The 17,762-nt window shown below is 70.8% G+C and carries 18 protein-coding genes; 4 read left to right on the forward strand and 14 right to left on the reverse strand.

From position 1 onward, the window contains the following. Positions 1-305 precede the first annotated feature (305 nt). Positions 306-1,487 (forward strand): acyl-CoA dehydrogenase family protein, encoded by a 1,182-nt coding sequence (locus ACZ3I3_RS23430; RefSeq protein ID WP_467368001.1) that lies wholly within the window; start codon positions 306-308, stop codon positions 1,485-1,487. Beyond that, positions 1,484-1,978 carry a flavin reductase family protein gene (locus tag ACZ3I3_RS23435; protein WP_467368003.1) on the forward strand — a complete coding sequence of 165 codons (495 nt, stop codon included), beginning with the start codon at positions 1,484-1,486 and terminating at the stop codon, positions 1,976-1,978. The genes ACZ3I3_RS23430 and ACZ3I3_RS23435 overlap by 4 nt, the downstream gene beginning before the upstream one ends. Before the next feature lie 224 nt (positions 1,979-2,202). On the opposite strand, the gene ACZ3I3_RS23440 is transcribed toward ACZ3I3_RS23435, so the two are convergent. From ACZ3I3_RS23440 to ACZ3I3_RS23460, 5 genes are all read right to left on the reverse strand, one after another. Further along, on the reverse strand, positions 2,203-3,378 hold the full coding sequence (locus ACZ3I3_RS23440; protein WP_467368040.1) for an acyl-CoA dehydrogenase family protein: 1,176 nt from the start codon (positions 3,376-3,378) through the stop codon (positions 2,203-2,205). A 65-nt stretch (positions 3,379-3,443) separates the two neighbouring features. Further along, positions 3,444-4,691, reverse strand: coding sequence for a CaiB/BaiF CoA transferase family protein (locus tag ACZ3I3_RS23445; RefSeq protein WP_467368005.1), 1,248 nt, complete (start codon positions 4,689-4,691; stop codon positions 3,444-3,446). Between the two features lie 59 nt (positions 4,692-4,750). Next, positions 4,751-5,143 carry a Zn-ribbon domain-containing OB-fold protein gene (locus ACZ3I3_RS23450; protein ID WP_467368007.1) on the reverse strand — a complete coding sequence of 131 codons (393 nt, stop codon included), beginning with the start codon at positions 5,141-5,143 and terminating at the stop codon, positions 4,751-4,753. A 212-nt stretch (positions 5,144-5,355) separates the two neighbouring features. Continuing rightward, positions 5,356-5,835, reverse strand: a complete 480-nt coding sequence (locus ACZ3I3_RS23455) for an anthrone oxygenase family protein (RefSeq protein ID WP_467368009.1) — start codon at positions 5,833-5,835, stop codon at positions 5,356-5,358. Positions 5,836-5,885: 50 nt separating this feature from the next. After that, positions 5,886-6,299 carry a nuclear transport factor 2 family protein gene (locus ACZ3I3_RS23460; RefSeq protein ID WP_467368010.1) on the reverse strand — a complete coding sequence of 138 codons (414 nt, stop codon included), beginning with the start codon at positions 6,297-6,299 and terminating at the stop codon, positions 5,886-5,888. 121 nt (positions 6,300-6,420) lie between these two features. On the opposite strand from ACZ3I3_RS23460, the gene ACZ3I3_RS23465 reads away from it, so the two are divergent. Continuing rightward, positions 6,421-7,047 carry a TetR/AcrR family transcriptional regulator gene (locus ACZ3I3_RS23465; protein WP_467368011.1) on the forward strand — a complete coding sequence of 209 codons (627 nt, stop codon included), beginning with the start codon at positions 6,421-6,423 and terminating at the stop codon, positions 7,045-7,047. A 59-nt stretch (positions 7,048-7,106) separates the two neighbouring features. Here ACZ3I3_RS23465 and ACZ3I3_RS23470 read toward each other — a convergent pair whose 3' ends face one another. The 8 genes from ACZ3I3_RS23470 to ACZ3I3_RS23505 are packed head-to-tail and all read right to left on the reverse strand — an operon-like array spanning position 7,107 to position 15,305. After that, complete coding sequence (locus ACZ3I3_RS23470; RefSeq protein ID WP_467368042.1) at positions 7,107-8,528, reverse strand: NADH-quinone oxidoreductase subunit N; 1,422 nt, start codon at positions 8,526-8,528, stop codon at positions 7,107-7,109. Positions 8,529-8,533: 5 nt separating this feature from the next. Next, positions 8,534-10,042 carry a complex I subunit 4 family protein gene (locus ACZ3I3_RS23475; RefSeq protein WP_467368013.1) on the reverse strand — a complete coding sequence of 503 codons (1,509 nt, stop codon included), beginning with the start codon at positions 10,040-10,042 and terminating at the stop codon, positions 8,534-8,536. Between the two features lie 5 nt (positions 10,043-10,047). Continuing rightward, positions 10,048-11,898 (reverse strand): NADH-quinone oxidoreductase subunit 5 family protein, encoded by a 1,851-nt coding sequence (locus tag ACZ3I3_RS23480; RefSeq protein WP_467368015.1) that lies wholly within the window; start codon positions 11,896-11,898, stop codon positions 10,048-10,050. Further along, the gene (nuoK, locus tag ACZ3I3_RS23485; RefSeq protein ID WP_467368017.1) at positions 11,895-12,200 is read right to left on the reverse strand and encodes an NADH-quinone oxidoreductase subunit NuoK; all 306 of its coding nucleotides are present in this window, start codon (positions 12,198-12,200) and stop codon (positions 11,895-11,897) included. The genes ACZ3I3_RS23480 and nuoK overlap by 4 nt, the downstream gene beginning before the upstream one ends. Next, positions 12,197-12,760, reverse strand: a complete 564-nt coding sequence (locus ACZ3I3_RS23490) for an NADH-quinone oxidoreductase subunit J (protein WP_467368044.1) — start codon at positions 12,758-12,760, stop codon at positions 12,197-12,199. The genes nuoK and ACZ3I3_RS23490 overlap by 4 nt, the downstream gene beginning before the upstream one ends. A gap of 13 nt (positions 12,761-12,773) precedes the next feature. Next, on the reverse strand, positions 12,774-13,718 hold the full coding sequence (locus tag ACZ3I3_RS23495; protein ID WP_467368019.1) for an NADH-quinone oxidoreductase subunit H: 945 nt from the start codon (positions 13,716-13,718) through the stop codon (positions 12,774-12,776). Continuing rightward, positions 13,711-14,964: a hypothetical protein gene (locus tag ACZ3I3_RS23500; RefSeq protein WP_467368021.1), complete on the reverse strand. Its 1,254-nt coding sequence runs from the start codon at positions 14,962-14,964 to the stop codon at positions 13,711-13,713. The genes ACZ3I3_RS23495 and ACZ3I3_RS23500 overlap by 8 nt, the downstream gene beginning before the upstream one ends. Next, positions 14,955-15,305: an NADH-quinone oxidoreductase subunit A gene (locus ACZ3I3_RS23505; RefSeq protein ID WP_467368022.1), complete on the reverse strand. Its 351-nt coding sequence runs from the start codon at positions 15,303-15,305 to the stop codon at positions 14,955-14,957. The genes ACZ3I3_RS23500 and ACZ3I3_RS23505 overlap by 10 nt, the downstream gene beginning before the upstream one ends. A 183-nt stretch (positions 15,306-15,488) precedes the next feature. On the opposite strand from ACZ3I3_RS23505, the gene ACZ3I3_RS23510 reads away from it, so the two are divergent. Beyond that, positions 15,489-15,923 carry a VOC family protein gene (locus ACZ3I3_RS23510; RefSeq protein WP_467368024.1) on the forward strand — a complete coding sequence of 145 codons (435 nt, stop codon included), beginning with the start codon at positions 15,489-15,491 and terminating at the stop codon, positions 15,921-15,923. A gap of 153 nt (positions 15,924-16,076) precedes the next feature. Here the strand turns inward: ACZ3I3_RS23510 and tal are convergent, their stop codons facing one another. After that, positions 16,077-17,666 (reverse strand): transaldolase, encoded by a 1,590-nt coding sequence (gene tal / locus ACZ3I3_RS23515; protein ID WP_467368046.1) that lies wholly within the window; start codon positions 17,664-17,666, stop codon positions 16,077-16,079. Positions 17,667-17,762: the final 96 nt, after the last annotated feature.

The raw sequence follows: 17,762 nt of genomic DNA on the forward strand, positions 1-17,762 counted from the left end.
ATTTGTGCGGGACGTTCCGCCGCTGTGGCCGGCCGGGAGCTGTTCTCACCCAAGCAAAAACCTGTGCCCCCGCATACAAGCAGCGCCTGTGCTCCGCCCCACATCATTCGGGCAGCGAACGGGACGCGTCGGCGGCTCTCGGACCGCCCTGCGCCTCACGCGGGAGCGGCAGTGCCGACCTCCCGGACCGCCCCGCACGGCCCGGAAGGTGCTTCGCCACAACGTTCCGCAGCCAGCGACACCCGGGATTCCCCCTTCAGCCATCGGCGGTCGTCTCCGACCGCGGCCACGTACAAGGACACATCATGACGACATTGCTCCAGCCCCCCGCACCCTCCGATCGGGCAACCGACGACAGCCTGCTCGGCCGTGTCCGCGCGCACCTGTCCGAGATCGCGGCACGGTCGGCCGAGGCCGAGGCGGCCCGGTCGGTTCCCGCGGAGATCATCACGGCCCTGCGCCATGCCGGCGTGTTCCGCATGAGCCTGCCCACGGCATGGGGCGGCTCGCAGCTCGACCTGGTGGAGAGCGCACGGGTGATCCGGGAGATCTCCCGGGCCGACGGCTCGACCGGCTGGACCGTTCAGGCCGCCTCGATGGCCTGGTTCTTCGTGCGGTCGCTGCCGCGGGAGACGCTCGAGACAGAGGTCTTCGGCGACGGCGCCGACCTGATGCTCCGTGGGGCGATCGCCCCGAAGGGGACGGCGACGCCGGTGGCGGGCGGCTACCGGATCAGTGGCCGCTGGCCGCTGGCCAGCGGCTCGTTCAGCCCGGACTGGATGCTCGCGGGCTTCGTGGTCGAGGGCGCGCCCCCGCTGCCCGACGGGCGCCCCGACATGCGCGTCGCGCTGATCCGCCCAGAGCACGTGACCTTCCTCGACACGTGGGACGCGGTGGGCCTGCGTGCCACGCAGAGCACCGACTTCACCATGGACGACGTCTTCGTGCCGGAGCGCTTCACGGGCCCTCTGATGGGCGGCAACAACATCCCCGCCCCCTTCTACGACCTGCCGTACACGGCCACGGGCGCCTCGCACGACGCCGTCATCGTCGGCTGTCTGGAGGGTGCGCTGGGCGACTTGGCCGAACTGGCCGCCACCAAGCGGCCGGCGTTCGACCCGAGGGTCGTCATCGGTGAGGATCCGGTGTTCCAGGAGGCGTTCGCGGAGCTGTACCTGCGTACGGCGGCGCTCAACGCCCTGCTGGAGCGGACCGGCCGTACGGTCATGGACCGGACCCTGGCGGGAGAGGAGCCCACCCCGGCCGAGTGGTTCGGCTACACCGGCAGCCATCAGCACATCCATCACGAGGGCATCCGGATACTCAACGAGGTCATGACGCTGTCGGGCAGCTCCGGGCTCTACAGCTCCAGCCCCCTGCAGCGTCGCTGGCGCGATGTCCGCTGTGTCTCCCAGCATGTGGCAGGGAACAACGGCTCGATGCGTCGCCTGGGCGCGGTCCTGTCGGGTCAGGAGGTCACCGGATGAGCCCGCTCGTCGCGACACCGATGGATCCCGCCGTGCTGCGCCAGGCGTTCGGCTGTTTCCCGTCCGGAGTGACAGCCCTGTGCGCGCTCGACTCCGGGACGCCGGTGGGCATGGCCGCGAGTACGTTCACCCCGGTCTCCCTCGACCCCCCGCTGGTGTCGGTCTGTGTCCAGGACACCTCCTCGACCTGGCCGAGGTTGCGCAGGCAGAGCCGTCTGGGCCTGAGCGTGCTGGCCGAGGGGCAGGACCTGGTCTGCCGCTCACTGGCCGGAAAGGGCGGGGACCGGTTCGCGGACGTCGACTGGGAGGCCGGCGAGGACGGCAGCGTGTACATCCGCCGTGCCAACCTCTGGTTGGACTGCTCGCTCCACGCGGAGTTCCCCGGAGGGGACCACACCATCGTCGTGCTGGAGATCCACGGCCTGAAGGCCGAACCCGAGCGTGCGCCATTGGTCTTCCACGGCAGCCGCTTCCGGCGCCTGGCCGCATGACGACCGGTTGACGGGCCCGCGGGGGCACCCCGGCCTGCTCAATGCACGCAACGCAGGCCGAGGGGCTCCCGCTGGCTATCCGCACGGGGCGGCGGGTCGGGGTGGAGACCGAACAGCGAACCGGTGGCCTCCGCCCACGCCGCGGCGCATCGCAGTGCCGCCTCCGGCGGGACAGCCATCCGCCGCAGGGCCCCGGCGCACGCGTCCTCCTTCAGCCGGGGCGGTCAGCGGAACGCCGGGAATCCGGTGATCGCCTGGCCGACGACCAGCGTGTGCATCTCGTTGGTGCCTTCGTAGGTCATCACCGACTCCAGGTTGTTGGCGTGGCGCAGCGGCGAGTAATCCAGGGAGATGCCGTTGGCCCCCAGCACGGTGCGGCATTCGCGCGCGATGGCGATCGCCTCCCGCACGTTGTTGAGCTTGCCGACGCTGATCTGCTCGGGCCGGATGCGGTGCTGGTCCTTGAGCCGGCCCAGATGGACGGCGAGCAGTGCGGCGTTGCCCAGGGACACGCTCATGTCGGCGAGCTTCTTCTGGGTGAGCTGGAAGGCGCTGATCGGCTTGTCGAACTGCACGCGGGAGTCGGCGTACTCGATGGCCGCCTGGAGGGAGTCACGGGCGGCGCCGACCGCGCCGAACAGGATGCCGAAGCGGGCCTCGTTCAGGCAGGACAGCGGTCCGCGCAGGCCCTCCGCCAGCGGCAGCCGCGCCGATTCCGGCAGCCGTACGTTGTCGAAGTACAGCTCGGAGGTGACCGAGGCGCGCAGCGACATCTTCTGCTTGATGTCCTGCGTGGTGAAGCCGGGGGTGCCACGCGGCACGAGGAAGCCACGGACGCCGTCCTCGGTCTGCGCCCAGACGGTGGCCACGTCGGCGATGCCGCCATTGGTGATCCACATCTTGGAGCCGTTCAGGATCCAGTCGCCGCCGTCGCGGACGGCGCGAGTGCGCATCCCGGCGGGGTTGCTGCCGAAGTCGGGCTCGGTCAGGCCGAAGCAGCCGATCGCCTCACCGGCGGCGAGCCGGGGCAGCCACTGAAGCTTCTGCTCCTCAGAACCCCACTTCCAGATGGAGAACATCGACAGCGATCCCTGCACGGAGACGAAGCTCCGGAAACCGGAGTCCGCCGCCTCCAGTTCCAGGCAGGCCAGGCCGTAGGAGACGGCGTTGGTGCCGGCGCAGCCGTAGCCCTCCAGATGCATGCCGAGTACGCCCAACTTGCCGAGTTCAGGGGCGAGTTCGCGGGCGAAGTGCGCGTTCTCGAACCATTCGCCGAGGTGCGGGCGCACCCGGTCGGCGAGGAACTTGGCGACGGTGGACTGGATCTCCCGTTCCTCGTCGGTGAGAGTGGAGGAGAAGTCGAGCAGGTCGAGCGGGTCCTTCAGCGGCTTGCGGCTCATCGTGGGCTCCTGGCGGTGATGGTGGTGGGTGAGACCCGGGGGGCTGGTGTCGGGGCGGGGATCGGTCATGTGACCGATCCCTCCGGTTCGGTGGCGGAGTCGGAAAGACGGTCGAGGACGTCCGCGGTGTGCTGACCAAGACGTGGCGGCGGCAGGCGGTACTGCGCGGGCGTGCCGCTCAGCGCGATGGGGCTCGCGACCTGACGGAAGGGCCTGCCCTCCGCCCCGTCGGCGGGTGCGGCGGGGATGTCGACGATGCCGGGAAGGCCGAGCTCCGCCGCGAAGGCGAATGCCTCGTCGAGGGTGTTGACCGGTCCGGCGGGCACGCCCGCGGCCAGCAGGACGGCCGACCAGTGGTCGGCGTCGGCGACGCCCAGCCGTTCGGTCAGCAGGTCCCTGAGTTCGGCGCGGTGGGCGACGCGGTCGGCGTTGGTGCGGAAGCGGTCGTCCAGCGCGAGGCCGGGATCACCGACGACCTCGGCGAGCGCCGCGAACTGCCGGTCGTTGCCCACCGCGATCGCGATCGGGCGATCGGCGGCCGGGAAGGTCTCGTACGGGGCGATGCTGGGGTGCGCGTTGCCCAGGCGGCCCGGCACCACGCCGGCGACGGCGAACGCCGACGCCTGGTTGACCATGGCCGACAGCAGCGAGCCGAGCAGGTTCACCTCGACCAACTGGCCCTCCCCGGTGGCGTCCCGGTGCCGGAGGGCCGCCAGGATGCCCAGCGAGGCGTGCAGGCCGGTGATCACATCGACGAGTGCCACGCCGGCCTTCACCGGCTCCCCGGCCGCGTCTCCGGTCACGCTCATCAGACCGCCGACGGCCTGCACGAGCAGGTCGTATCCGGGGATCGCCGCGCCCGCACCGCTGCCGAAGCCACTGATCGAGCAGTAGACCAACCCGGGATGCCGGGCGCGCAGTTCGCGAGGACCGAGCCCCAGCCGCTCCATCGTGCCGGGACGGAAGTTCTCCACCAGCACGTCGGACTCGGCGACCAGGGCACGGGCCTGTTCCAGACCGGCCTCGGTCGTGAGGTCCAGGGCGACGGACTTCTTGTTCCGGTTCACGCCCAGGAAGTACGTGGAGGTGCCGTCGTGGTCCGCCGGCGGGTGCCAGGCCCTGGTCTCGTCCCCGGCGCCCGGCCTCTCCACCTTCACCACCTCGGCGCCGAGATCGGCGAGGAGCATCGTGGCGTAGGGCCCTGCGAGAACCCGGGAGAAGTCGGCGATGCGCAGCCCTTCCAGCGCACCGCGCCCCGCACCTTCGCGGCCGGTGCCGGCTCGTTCGTCCGGCGCGTCGTCCTGGGTGCCCACGCACCCTCCTCTCTCGTCGTACCGGCCTGCGAACACCGCTCCGTCCGAGCGGTCAGCCCTCACCACCAGCGCTCCGAAGACGTCGCCGGGTGGGTGAGCTCGACGACGGGCAGGCCCTGACCGACAGGGGCGGCCGTCCGTAGGACCCTCACCCTGGCGCCGATCCCGACTACGACCGGCTCCGTCCCCGTGACCTGGCAGAGCAGGTTGAAGCCTTCGTCCATCGCGACGAACCACGTGTGATGCGGAGCGTGGCCGGTTCGGCGGACGACGGCTCCGGCGCCGGCGCTGCGCTCGCGTCGGAAGGCCGTGGATCCGCAGGCCCGGCAGAACGACCGGCGGTAGGCGGGGGTGCCGCACCAGAGGCACCGCTGGAAGAACAGCTCGTTGGTGGCGGCAGCCGCTTCGTGCTCCCCGCACTCGGTGGCTTCACGGGTGTCCGTGTGGAGCATCACGACCTCCTGCGCTCAGTTCGATGACCGGAAAAAGGACCGGAAAAGCGGGACCGGAAAAGGGGTGTCAGACATCCGGTCCGGCTCCCTCACCCTGACCCCGCCGAGGAGTGGCGGTCAACGACGAGCTGACGCATCTTTGTGCGCGGAAAACGTTCCATTCACGGAGGTCAGCGCGGGTTTCCTGGCGCTACTCTCACGGCGTGGCCCCGTCAGCGAACCCGTCGTCGCCCGGCTGCGGTCGGCCCGAGGACGAGGACGGCAAGGATCACGAAGGCGGCGACGGCGCTGAGCGTGCGGGCGTTGTTGAACAGCTCCCAGCGGCGCAGGATCTCCATGTGGTCGGCCGGTGGAGCGGTGGCGGCCCACTGCTTGATGCGGCCGTTGATCGGGACGTTCCCGAACCGGGTGATCAGGAAAGACGCGAGGGTCAGGGTGCACGCCACACCTGCGAGGGCGCGGGCCCGGGCGCGGGTCAGCACGGCAAGGGTGAAGGAACTGAGAGTCGAGACCGCCATCGCGCCCTGCACGGTGATCCCGTTCATCCTCATCAACTCGGTGTGGAAGTCGAGCCGCATGCCGATGGGCACGGAGTTGAACGTCGGGACGAGGTTGGCGGCGCCGTAGCCGAACGCGCCGGCGAGCAGACCGGTGGACAGCAGGGAGAGTCCTTGGATGAGCCGGACCCGCATGGTCTGTGGCGGACGGGTGCACGCAGGGGCGAGTTCGGGCCGGGCGGGCATCAGGCTCGCCCGCCCGCATCGGCCGGTGCCGGGGGGAGGGTTCTGGTGAGCTGGTGGGCCCGGCGCATGCGTCCGTCGTCGGTGAACTCCCCGAGGAGGTGCACTTCGGTCGCGGTGGCGCCGCCCTTGCGCGTCCGCGCGTGGATCGTGAGCCGGGCGGCGATCCGGTTACCGTCCGCGATGGCCTCGTGCACCTCGAACCGCCAGCCGACCACGTTCTTGCGCACCGGTCGCAGATGAGCGAGGAGCCGGTCGTGTTCGAGTCGGATCCCATCGCTGAACTGGACGATGTCCGGCGTGAAGTGGCGGGCCATCACCGATTCCGGGGTGTCCCCCCGGACCGTGGACTCGGTGAGAGAGGTGAAGAATTCCGAGACGAACCGCTCAGGGGTGGTGCCGGTGAAGGGTTCCATGGCGCTCCGATCTGGTGAGGCCGGCGAGGAAGGGCATGACGGAGAGGCCGCAGCCCGATCACGATCTTTGACAGGCTTGTAAGATATAAGCCCCTCGATACCTTAGACAAGGCTGTAAGAGATGACTTCCTCGGGAGAACCACGCCGCCGGCGCCGCGCCGATGCCGAGCGCAGCAGAGCCGCCATCCTCGACGCGGCGGTCCGCCTGCTGCGACAGCGCCCGGATGCGGGCATGGAGGCCATCGCGGCGGCGGCGGGGGTGACCCGGCAGACGGTCTACGCCCACTTCTCGTCGCGCGACGCGCTCCTCGTGGCCGCCGTCGACCGAATCACCGAGGACGCCGTCGCCGCGATGGACGCCGCCGCACTCGATGAAGGACCGGCCAGAGCCGCGCTTCTCAGGTTTCTCGACGCCTCCTGGCGGTCGTTCGAGGACAACGCGCCGCTGCTCCAGGCGGCTCCGGCCGGCACCCCGGGGGACGGGGAGCAGGCACGCCACGAACCTGTCGCCGAGCGGCTGACCCGTCTCGTCGAACGTGGCCAGCGCGCGGGTGAGTTCGCTCCGGGACTGCCTCCGCGCTGGCTGGTGACCATGACGGTCGCCCTCGGCCATGCGGCCGGTGACGAGGTCGGTTCCGGCCGCATGACGAGCACCGAGGCCGAGACCGCGCTCCGCACCACGGTCCTCCGGGTCCTCGGCGCCGCGGAAGGACCACCCGACTCACATGACCGGGCGGACAGGGCTTAGCGGATCAGATTTCCACCGCCCATGATCGTCTGCTTGCGGCGGCGACACGGCCTGCGCGGTCAGGGCGCGAGCGGACCGCCCAGTACGTCGAGGACGGTCCCTCCGAGCAGTCCCAGAACGACGGATCCGGCCGCCGCACCGTAGGCGATCACAGCGGCCGTCCGTGACGTCGTACGGGAGTCGCCCGCGGGTCCGCGCGCGAGGAACGCCGGGGCGATCCAGCGCAGGTAGTAGAAGAGGGACGCGACGGTGTTGACGGCTGCGACGACGGCCAGCCAGGCGTAGTCGCCGTCGAAGGCCGCGCTGAAGGCCTCCAGTTTGCCGAGGAAGACCGCGGTCGGAGGCGTGCCCACCAGGCCCAGCAGGCAGACGACGAGCGAGCCCAGCAGGGCCGGGTGCGCCCCTGCCAAGCCCCGGTAGTCGTCGATGGTGTGGGCTCCGGGGAGTGCGCAGACGACGGCGAAGGCCCCGAGGTTGGTCAGCGCGTACCCGGCCAGGTAGTACAGCAGCGCCTCCTGGTCGAGGTCGGTGCGTCCTGCGACGGCCACCGGGAGCAGGAGGTAGCCGACCTGGCTGACGGTGGAGTACGCGAGCAGCCGTTTGACGTCCTGCTGGAAGAAGGCCGCCAGGTTGCCCAGGGTCATGGAGGCGACCGAGAGGACCGCCACCAGGTCGGCCCAGGGCAGGTCGGCGTCCGCCAGCGGCACCGCGCCGAGCCGGTAGAGGGCCGCCAGGGCGCCGACCTTCGGGATGGTCGTGAGGAAGGCGGCGACCGGGGCCGAGCTGCCCTGGACGGCGTCCGGTACCCAGAAGTGTCCGGGCACGCCTCCGGCCTTGAACAGGACACCGGCGAGCAGGGCGAGCGTGCCGACCGCCACCAGTCCGGCCGGCGCCTCGGCGAGCTCGGAGCGCAGCACGGGGTAGGCGGTCGCCCGGCCGGCGGCGAGCAGGACGGTGATGCCGGTGAGCATCAGGACGCCGAGGAGCGCGCCGACGACGTAGTACTTCAAGGCCGCTTCGGTGCCGGGACCGTCCTTGCGGAATCCGGCGAGCGCGTAGGCGGGCACACTGGCCAGCAGGTAGCCGGCGGCGAGGAGGAGCAGGTCCTGGGCTCCGGCGAGTACGAGTGCGCCCACGGCGGCGAGCTGGAGCAGGACGTAGAACTCGGTTTCGCGTGGGTGGGCGTACAGGCGCGGCATGGCGAGCGCGAGGACGAGCAGGGTGCCGCACAGGATGACGATCCTGCTGGTGGCGGTGACCGGATCGATGGCGAAGGACGCACCGAAGGCCGTCTCCACCGGGCCGGCCGCGGCGATGGCGGCGGCCACGATCCCCCCGGTGCAGGCCGCGCCCGCCAGGGCACCGGTCAGCCACTGGCGGCGGCGCGGCAGCCAGGCCCCGAGCAGCAGCCCGAGCACGGCGGAGGCGGCGAGCAGCACCTCGGGCAGGAGATCGAGGGGGTTCTCGTTCATCCCGGTCATCTCGTTCATCGCGCGAGCAGCTCCAGCACGGCGCGGGAGGCGGGTTCGATGACGTCGAGGACGAACCGGGGTGCGAGACCGAGGACGACCCCCAGGGCCAGCAGGGGGACGATCGCGAGCCCTTCGTGGCGGCGGATGTCGGGGAACGGCCGGCCGGCACCGGGCGCGGCGGCGGGCAGCCGCAGCGGCCCGAGGAAGACCTGTTGCAGTGCGCGCAGGAACAGGCCCGCGGTGAGCAGGATCCCGAGGACGGCAAGGCCGGTGGCGACCGGCTCGGGCCCGAGGCTCCCGGTGAGGATCTGGAACTCGGCGATGAAGCCGGAGAAGCCGGGCAGCCCGAGCGAGGCGAAGGCGGCGACGCCGGTCAGCGCGGCGAAGACGGGCGCCCGCCCGGCCACACCCGAGTACGCGGACATCCCGTACGTGCGCCCGCGCTCGTACAGCACGCCGGACAGCAGGAACAGCGCCCCGGTCAGCAGGCCGTGGCTGACCATCTGGAAGACCGAGCCGGTGATGGCGAGGCGGCGGGCCTCCTCCTGGTCCGCGCCGACGGCCCCGGCCGCGCCGATCGCCAGGACGATGTAGCCCATGTGGTTCACGGAGGTGTAGGCGACCATCCGCTTGAAGTCGGTCTGGGCGAGAGCGACCAGTGCTCCGTAGAGCACGGAGACCACGCCGACGACCACGAACACCAGGGCGTAGTCGCGCCAGGCGCCGGGCAGGACGGGCATCGCGATGCGCAGGAAGCCGTACGTGCCCATCTTCAGCAGGACGCCGGCGAGGATCGCCGACCCGGCGGCCGGAGCGTCGGTGTGGGCGGGCGGCAGCCAGGTGTGGAAGGGCACCGTCGGGGTCTTCACCGCCAGCCCGACGGCGACGGCGAGGAGGACCAGTGCTCCGTAGGCGGAGCGTCCGGCGAGGGGGTTCGCGTCGGTCAGTTCGACGATGTCGAAGGTGTGCGGGTCGGCGGCCAGGTACAGGCCGATGAAGCCGAGCAGCAGGGCGAGGGAGCCGATGAAGGTGTAGAGGAAGAACTTCAGCGCGGCGCGGGCGGCGCCCTGGTGTCCCCACCCGGCGATGATGAAGTACATCGCCACGATGGACAGGTCGAAGAAGACGAAGAACAGGATCAGGTCCAGGGCCACGAACAGGCCGAGGCACGTCGTCTGCAGGAACAGGAACAGCGCCGCGAACTCCCGCACCTTTCGCGTCTCGCGCCACGCGTACGCCGCACAGGCGAGGAAGAGTACGCACGTGACGGCCACCAGCGGCAAGGACAGGCCGTCGACGCCGACGTGGTAGCTGATGCCGGCGCTGGGGATCCAGCGGGCACGCGTCTCGTACTGCATGCCGCCGTCGGCCCGGTGTCCCGCCCAGACGATCACCGTAAGTACCAGTTCGGCGGCGGTGGTCGTCGCCCAGGCCGACAGGAACAGGGTGCGGGGCGCCCTGCGCGGCAGGCACAGCAGGAGGGTCGCCATGGCGGTCGGGAGCAGGACGATGGCCGTGAGCACGGCGGTCACCTCACGAGGACGAGGACGACGGCGAGGACGGTGAAGGCGGCGACCGCCTGAGCGAGGTACTGGTGCACTTGCCCGGTCTGCGGTCGGCGCGCCCACCGGCCGAGCGCACGGGCGCCGCCGGCCACGCCCTCCACGGTGCCGTCGACCAGCCTCTCCGCCTGGGCATCGGTCCACTGCGCCAGCCGGACCGACCCGCGGGCGGTGCCTTCGACGGCGCGATCCAGCACCCGGTCGTCGAAGGCGGCGAGCGCGTCGGCGAGGCGCAGTACCGGGGTCACGAGGAGCGTGCGCGCGGCGGTCTCCAGGCGAAGCCACTCCGACGCCAGGACGGTGATCGCACTGGGCAGGGCGAGGAGCTGAGGACCGCGGATCCAGACCACGGCCGAGACGGCCACCGCCAGCGCGCCGGACAGGGCGAACTCCCATACGTACGGACTCGGTTGCGCCTCGCCGCCGAGCACCCGCTCCACCGCGTCCCGTACGGGCGGGAAGGACGTGACGGTCAGCGCGGCGCAGGCGACGGCCAGAGCGGCGAGCGGCAGCCGAGCCGCATACGGCAGCGGCTGCTCACGGGCGTCCGGTACGGCAACGGGCTGCCAGACGAACCACAGGGCCTTCACGCTGTAGACCGCGGAGATCACCGCACCGGCCGACCCGACGATGTACAGCGCCGCGTTGTCCTCCAGAGCACCGGCGAGGAGTACGTCCTTGGCCGCCCACAGGGACAGGGGCGGGACTCCTGCCAGAGTCAGGGCCGCGACGGTGAAGGTGATCCCGGCCGTACGGTGTCGCCGGGCCGCGCCGCGCAGGACGGGCAGCGCCTTGGCGCCGAGGGCCGTCAGCCAGGCGCCCGCGACGAGGAAGGCAAGGCTCTTCGCGGCGGCATGGGCGATGAGCTGCAGCGTTCCGCCGGTGATCGCACCGGCCCCGGCGGCGAGCACCATGAAGCCGATCTGGGCGCAGGTGGAGGCGGCGAGGAGTTGCTTGAGGTCGGTCTGCGCCACGGCGACCAGGCCGAGCACCACCGCCGTCACCGCGCCCGTCCACGCCACCACCTGTCCGCCCCAGCCGGACTGCGCGAGCAGCGGCTCCGACCGGAGCAGCAGATACGCCCCGGCCACGACCATGGTCGCCGAGTGCAGCAGGGCGGACACCGGGCTGGGACCCTGCATGGCCCTGGACAGCCAGAAGCTGAACGGCAGTTGGGCCGACTTGCCGAAGGCGGCCGCGATGACACCGGCGGTGATGGTGTCGGACCACGCGCCGGTCGTGGCCGTGAGGTCCTCGAGGGCGAGGGAACCGGCCTGCCCGCTCGCCAGTGCCGCTCCGGCGGCGAGGTAAAGACCGAGGTCGGCGGCGCGGGTGGTGAGGAAGGCCGTGGTGGCGGCATCGCCGCGCTCGGGGTCGCGCCACCAGTAGCCGATCAGCGCCCAGGAGGTAGCGCCCATGACCTCCCACGCCATCAGCAGGACCGGCAGCGTGGTCGCGGTGACCGTGGTCAGCATCGCGCCACCGAACAGCAGCATCAGCCCGAAGAAGCGGGCGCGTGCCTCGCCGGGTCCGATGTCCGCGACGCTGAACAGGAGGACGGCCGCGATCACCGCCGTGACGGTCACGACCATGAGACCCGACAACCCGTCGACCGCGAGCCCGGCGGGAAGCCCTTCGAGCAGCGGCGCCTCGACCCGCGGGTGCCCGAACGCCACGGCGACGGCGAGGCCGAGCGCGCCGACGGCCGTGCCGACCGCGACACCAGGGGCGTACCGGTCCACGGGGCGGCCTGCGAGCGCGAGCAGCGTCCCCACGGTCAGCGGCAGCGCGACGAGCGCCCACAGCAGCGCGCTCACTCCTTCAGCTCCGCCGCCATGTCGGTCATGTCGACCTCACGAGCCCGGAAGAGCGCCGTGACCACGGCGAAACCGATGGCCATCTCCACCGCCATCACCGTGACTGCGAGGACCACCAGTACCTGCCCGTCTGCGGCGGCCGGGGCGATGTAGTGCCAGATGGCCGCGGCGCCGACGATGACGCCGCCCAGCATCAGTTCGAGCCCCATCATGAGCATCACGATCGACTGCTGGGTGAGCGCGCCGAACAGACCGATGCAGAACAGCGCGGCGGCGAGCAGCAGGAACAGTTCCAGGCTCATCGGCCCGTCCCTCCCTGAACCGGGTCGTCGGCCCTCCGCGCTTTCAGGTCGTCACCGAAGCGGTCGTAGCGGCCCCGGCGGGTCGCCAGGACGACCGTGGCGACGATGGTGGCGAACAGGGCGAGCCCCAGGGTCATCATGGTGAGCATCTGAGGACCCATCAGCGACAGCCCCAGATCCATGGTGGGATCGTCCGACGGCCTGCCGCGCCGGGAGGGCCACGGGGTGAGCAGGATGCCGGCCGCGAGTGCGGTGAAGACCGCCGCGCAGATGACGGCCGCACCCTTCTTGTTGTGGACCATGGTCATCGGCATGAGCCCCGCCGGGTTCATCATGTACATCACCATGAACACGGCCATGATGGCCATCTCGATGGTCATCATCAGCACGATCACGACCCCGAGGTAGTCCAGCCCGAGCAGCAGCACTTCACCGCCCACGCACAGCAGCGAGGTCAGCAGCGCGTACGTCGCCCGGGCCATGGAGTCGAACCGGAACACCATGACGCCACTGGCCAACGCCGGCAGGGCCAGCGCCCAGAAGATCACGTCGTCGAGCAGGGCCCTCACCTCCTCATCGGTTCAGGACGACGACGGCCACGAACAGCACCTGAAGCAGCGTCAGCGGCACCAGCACCATCCACGCCGGCTCCATGTACCGCTCCATCCGCAGCATGGGCAGCAGCCGGCGCCCGGCCACCAGTAGCGCCAGCACCGCCGCGGTCTTCAGCAACGTCCACGCCCAGCCCGGCAGCAACGGTCCGTGCCCTCCGCCGAGGAACAGCGGCACGCTGAAACCGGCGGTCACCACCAGCAGCAGCCACCGCCCGCCCAGGAACACCAGCCGGTCCACACCCGCCAGCTCGGCGGCGGCCCCACCGGCCGCGTCCCTCGACAGCGGATGCCCGAACGGCCCCCAGAACGCCATCGCGAGCGCGCTCAGCAGATAGACGACGAACGCGGCCGGCATCCACACCGCGAACCACAGTCCGTCCTGGGCCGCGACCACGTCCCCGACCCGCAGGGACTCGGCGCCGAGAGCGGCGGTGGTGATCGCGAACATGTGCGGAAGTTCGTATGCCAGACCCTGCGCGAGGAACCGGTACCCGCCGATCAGTGACAGCGCCGAGTTCGCTCCCCAGCCCGCCAGCCATACCGCCGCCCAGGCCAGGGCCTCCATCGCGTTGAACCACACGATGCCGACGGACGGATCGCTCACGGCACGGAAGCCCCACGGCAGGACGGCACCCGCGAGCACAGCGGCCACCGGTACCAGCACCACGCCCAGCCTTCCGAGCAGCCGGTCGGCGGCCGTCGTACGGCGCGGCTGCTGAACGAGCAGGCGCAGGGCCTCGCGCAACGGAGCCGTCGCCCTCAGCCCGGCCTCCCGGACACTCCCGGCGGGACCGCGCTCGGCCGACCCGGACAGCATCGCGTCGAACCCGGCGGTGGCCACGGCGGCCACGGCCAGGGCGACAGGAAGGACGACGGTCGCCCACAGGGGCGCTGCGTCAGGCATGGGCCGCTCCGGGCACGGGCCCGAGGGCGAGTTCGTCGAGGTCGGGGTCCAGGCTGGCCACGATGATCCGTGCGCACGCGAACTCGGCGCCGGTCAGGAGTTCGGGGAGGACGTCGAGCAACGCTTGCGACGGCGGCCGCGGTCCGTCCAGCCGGCCACGTGGGCCGGTCCGGTCATCCCGCGCCAACGGCCGTGCGTCGTCGAGCTCTTCGAGGCCGCGCTCGACCTCGTTCAGCCACAGCAGCAGCCGGTCGTACGCGTCCCCGTCCGCGGCGAGCGCCGGTCCGGTCACTCCGGCCGCCCGCGCTCTGCCTTCCGGCAACTCCCCCAGTCCGGCGATCGACCAGCGCAGGGCCCTGGACCGCCCGACCCTGTGCACCGTCCTGCGCAGAGCGCCTCCGATCCCCTCGCGCGACGCCCCCGACAGCAGCTCGTCCCGCAGCCGACGGCACCGCACAGCGGCGTCCTCCCAGCCGGCGACGGCGAGGAGCCGTCCCGCACTGTCCAGATGCGCGGCACAGCGTCGGCGTGCCGCGTCTCCCCTGGTGACCTCCTCGCCCTGTGCGGCCCGCAGCCACGGCTCGTCCCAGAACGGCGGTCGATGGCCTGGCACCACGGGGAGGTGGTCCACCTCGACGCCCTGTACGACGTCTCCTTGCAGGGTGAGACGGAGAACGAGCCCCGCGGGCCAGTCACTCAGCGCGGGACCGAACGGTACGTGCAGCTGGTCGAGCCGCAACTCATCCCGGTCGTCCGCCCGTTCGGCCATCGGCAGGCCTGCCACCTCTCCCATGGCGTGCATGTCATGATCCATGTGATCCATAGGGCCGGCTGCGGGCGGCGAGCTGCCGTGGTGCGCGCCGTGCTCGTGGTCGCCGACCTCGCCCGCCTGGGCTTCCGGCCGGTCGTCCACATGTCCGCCGCGCGGAGTCACCGCCCTGTCCGTCAGGTCCCTGTGCGCCATGCCGAGGGCGTGTGCGACCTGCCCGCTCTCCCCCACCACGATGCGCACGGCGGGCTCCGGCATCGACCGCTCGATGCGGTCCAGCCACTCCGCGTCCTCCGGCGCCGGAACGCCGCAGACGACCAGCAGATCCGCGGCGGCTGGAGCGCCGGCTACGGGCCACCCCCGTCGGCGTACCTCCGCCTCGGCCTCCAGCCGGAGTTCCGTCGCTCCGGGCAGCGTGACCGCGAGCACCGCCGGGCGGCTGATCGCCGTACGCCGCACAAGACCCCTCAGGTCCACCTCAGAGCCCCCTCACGCCAGGCGTACGCCACCGCCGCGAACAGGATGCCGAGGAAGAGGAACATCTCCACGACGGCCGTGGTGCCCACCTCCGAGACGACCTTCACCCACGGGTACATGAAGAGCATCTCCATGTCGAAGGCCAGAAAGATCATGGTGACCGGGTACCAGCGCACATGGAACCGGGACACGGCGTGCTCGCCAGGCTCGAGGCCTCCGGCGAAAGGGCCGGTTTCCAGGGGAGCGCGCGCTGCCGCCAGCCACAGGCCCAGCCCGTACAGGGCGGCCAGACCGGCCCCGACCACACCGAGGAGGACCAGCATCGGCTGCCATGCGTCCATCCCGCCCGATCTCCCTTCTCGGCGCCCTACCGCTCATGGTGCGCGACCGGCTGGTTCGGGCTCGGGAGGCGGGGCCCGAACCGTCGGGAACAATCCTGCCCGACATTCGGTTACCCCCTGGGGGTATGATGATGCGTCACTTATTGCGTCACGTCCGACAGAGCCCCTTGCTATGGTGCGCCGATGTCATCGATCAAGCAGTTCCAAGTCACCTTCGACTGCGCGGAGCCTGCGCGGCTCGCCAGTTTCTGGTGCGAGGTGTTGGGGTACGTCTTACCGCCGATCCCGAAGGGATTCGCCACTTGGGAGGACTACCATCGCTCGCTGCCGCCTGAGGATCAGGTGACCTACTTCGCGTGCAGCGATCCCTCGGGTGCGGGCCCACGCCTGCTCTTCCAGCGCGTTCCCGAAGGGAAGGTCGTCAAGAATCGGGTGCATCTCGACGTGCGGGCCGGCACCGGACTCGTGGGTGAAGAACGCCTCGCCACACTGGAGGCCGAATGCGCACGACTGGTTGCGCTCGGTGCGGCACACGTGCGAACGATGCTTGCCGATGACGACAACGAGTCGTGCATCGTGATGCAGGACATCGAGGGCAACGAGTTCTGTCTCGACTGAGCAGGCTCCGAGCCGGCGCGGCGACCGGTCCCATCCTTGATCAGCTTCTTGGGCCGGATCTGCGCGCAGGCCGGGCTCAGAGACCGCAGCGTCGCTCCGACTCGCTCCAGCGTGCAACCACAGGGGACGTCACCGGTCATCACCGGGGCGCCGTCACGCCCGGGCTCCGTCACGGCGCGGCCGGGCGCCGCGGACGGCGCTCAGCAGGGTGTCCCAGGACTGCTGGAACTTGTGGATGCCCTCCGTCTCCAGCCCTTGGACGACGGCGGTGTAGGAGATGCCCAGCTTCTCGACCGCGTCGAGGTCGGCGCGGGCCTGCTCGTAGGTGCCCGTGATGGCGTTGCCGGTGATCTCACCGTGGTCGGCGACGGCTTTCAGGGTGGTCTCCGGCATGGTGTTCACGGTGTTCGGCGCCACCAGCTGGTCGACGTACATCGTGTCCTTGTACGCCGGATCCTTCACACCGGTTGACGCCCACAGCGGACGCTGCTTGTTGGCGTCGGCGCTTTCCAGCGCGCTCCAGCGGGGGGAGGGCGGCGTCGCCCCGTCGGCGGAGCCGAAGACCTCCTCGTACGCCTGATACGCGAGACGGGCGTTTGCGACGGCGGCCCTGCCGCGCAGCGCCTTGGCCTCCGGTGTGCCCAGGGCGTCCAGCCGCTTGTCCATCTCGGTGTCGACACGGGAGACGAAGAAGGACGCCACCGAGTGGATCCGGTCGAGGTCCAGGCCCTTGTCGCGCGCCTTCTCCAGGCCCGTCAGGTAGGCCTCCACGACCTCGCGGTAGCGTTCCAGCGAAAAGATCAGCGTGACGTTGACGCTGATCCCGAGACCGATGACCTCGGTGATGGCCCGGAGACCCGCCCTGGTGGCCGGAATCTTGATCAGGACGTTGGGACGGTCGATCAGCCAGGCGAGATGCCTGGCATCGGAGATCGTCGCGTCCGCGGCGTGTGCGAGCCGGGGGTCCACCTCGATGGAGACCCACCCGTCCCGGCCGCCGGTGCTGTCGAAGACCGGGCGCAGGACGTCGGCGGCCTCCCGCACGTCCGCCGCGGTGAGCAGGCGGACGGCCTCGGAGACCGTGACACCGCGCAGGGCCATGTCATGGAGCTGGTCGGCGTAGTCGCCGCCGTCACCGATCGCCTGCTGGAAGATCGTGGGATTGGTGGTGACGCCCACGACGTGCTGCCGGTCGATCAGCTCGGCGAGGTTGCCGGTCGTCAGCCGCTTGCGCGACAGGTCGTCCAGCCAGATCGATACGCCTTCCTCCGTGAGACGCTTGAGCGAGTCGTCATTCATGGGAAGCGCGTCTCCTGCGGTGCGGACGGTGAGGGATTCCCGGGCGGCGGCGGCCACGGCCTCAGCGGTGAAGCCGAGTTCGCGGAAGAGGACCTTGCCGTCGGCCGAAGCACCGAAGTGCTCCAGGGAAACGATGCGGCCGGCGTCCCCGACGTACTTGTGCCACGTCAGGCCGATACCGGCCTCCACCGCGACACGCGCTTCCACGCTCGGCGGCAGGACCTTGTCCCGGTAGCCCCGGTCCTGTTCCTCGAACCACTCGACCGATGGCATGGAAACGACTCGGGTCCGGATGCCTTCGGCCTGGAGTTGTTCCCGGGCGGCCACTGCCAGTTGTACTTCCGAGCCGGTGGCGATGAGGATGACCTCGGGCTCACCGCCGTCGGCCTCGAACAGGACGTAACCGCCCTTGGCGGCATCGTCGTTGGGCTCGTACGTCGGCACGCCCTGACGGGTCAGCGCCAGACCGTGCGGCTGGCCCTTGCCGAACTCCTTCGTCCAGCGCCGGAGGATCTCGCGCCAGGCGATGGCCGTCTCGTT

The organism is Streptomyces sp. NPDC016851 (genome assembly GCF_055562795.1).

Coding starts and splice junctions, on each gene's coding strand:
- ACZ3I3_RS23430 (WP_467368001.1), top strand. CDS start 306: ATGACGACATTGCTCCAGCCCCCCGCACCCTCCGATCGGGCAACCGAC.
- ACZ3I3_RS23435 (WP_467368003.1), top strand. CDS start 1,484: ATGAGCCCGCTCGTCGCGACACCGATGGATCCCGCCGTGCTGCGCCAG.
- ACZ3I3_RS23440 (WP_467368040.1), bottom strand. CDS start 3,378: ATGAGCCGCAAGCCGCTGAAGGACCCGCTCGACCTGCTCGACTTCTCC.
- ACZ3I3_RS23450 (WP_467368007.1), bottom strand. CDS start 5,143: ATGCTCCACACGGACACCCGTGAAGCCACCGAGTGCGGGGAGCACGAA.
- ACZ3I3_RS23455 (WP_467368009.1), bottom strand. CDS start 5,835: ATGCGGGTCCGGCTCATCCAAGGACTCTCCCTGCTGTCCACCGGTCTG.
- ACZ3I3_RS23460 (WP_467368010.1), bottom strand. CDS start 6,299: ATGGAACCCTTCACCGGCACCACCCCTGAGCGGTTCGTCTCGGAATTC.
- ACZ3I3_RS23465 (WP_467368011.1), top strand. CDS start 6,421: ATGACTTCCTCGGGAGAACCACGCCGCCGGCGCCGCGCCGATGCCGAG.
- ACZ3I3_RS23470 (WP_467368042.1), bottom strand. CDS start 8,528: ATGACCGGGATGAACGAGAACCCCCTCGATCTCCTGCCCGAGGTGCTG.
- nuoK (WP_467368017.1), bottom strand. CDS start 12,200: ATGAGCCTGGAACTGTTCCTGCTGCTCGCCGCCGCGCTGTTCTGCATC.
- ACZ3I3_RS23495 (WP_467368019.1), bottom strand. CDS start 13,718: ATGCCTGACGCAGCGCCCCTGTGGGCGACCGTCGTCCTTCCTGTCGCC.
- ACZ3I3_RS23505 (WP_467368022.1), bottom strand. CDS start 15,305: ATGGACGCATGGCAGCCGATGCTGGTCCTCCTCGGTGTGGTCGGGGCC.
- ACZ3I3_RS23510 (WP_467368024.1), top strand. CDS start 15,489: ATGTCATCGATCAAGCAGTTCCAAGTCACCTTCGACTGCGCGGAGCCT.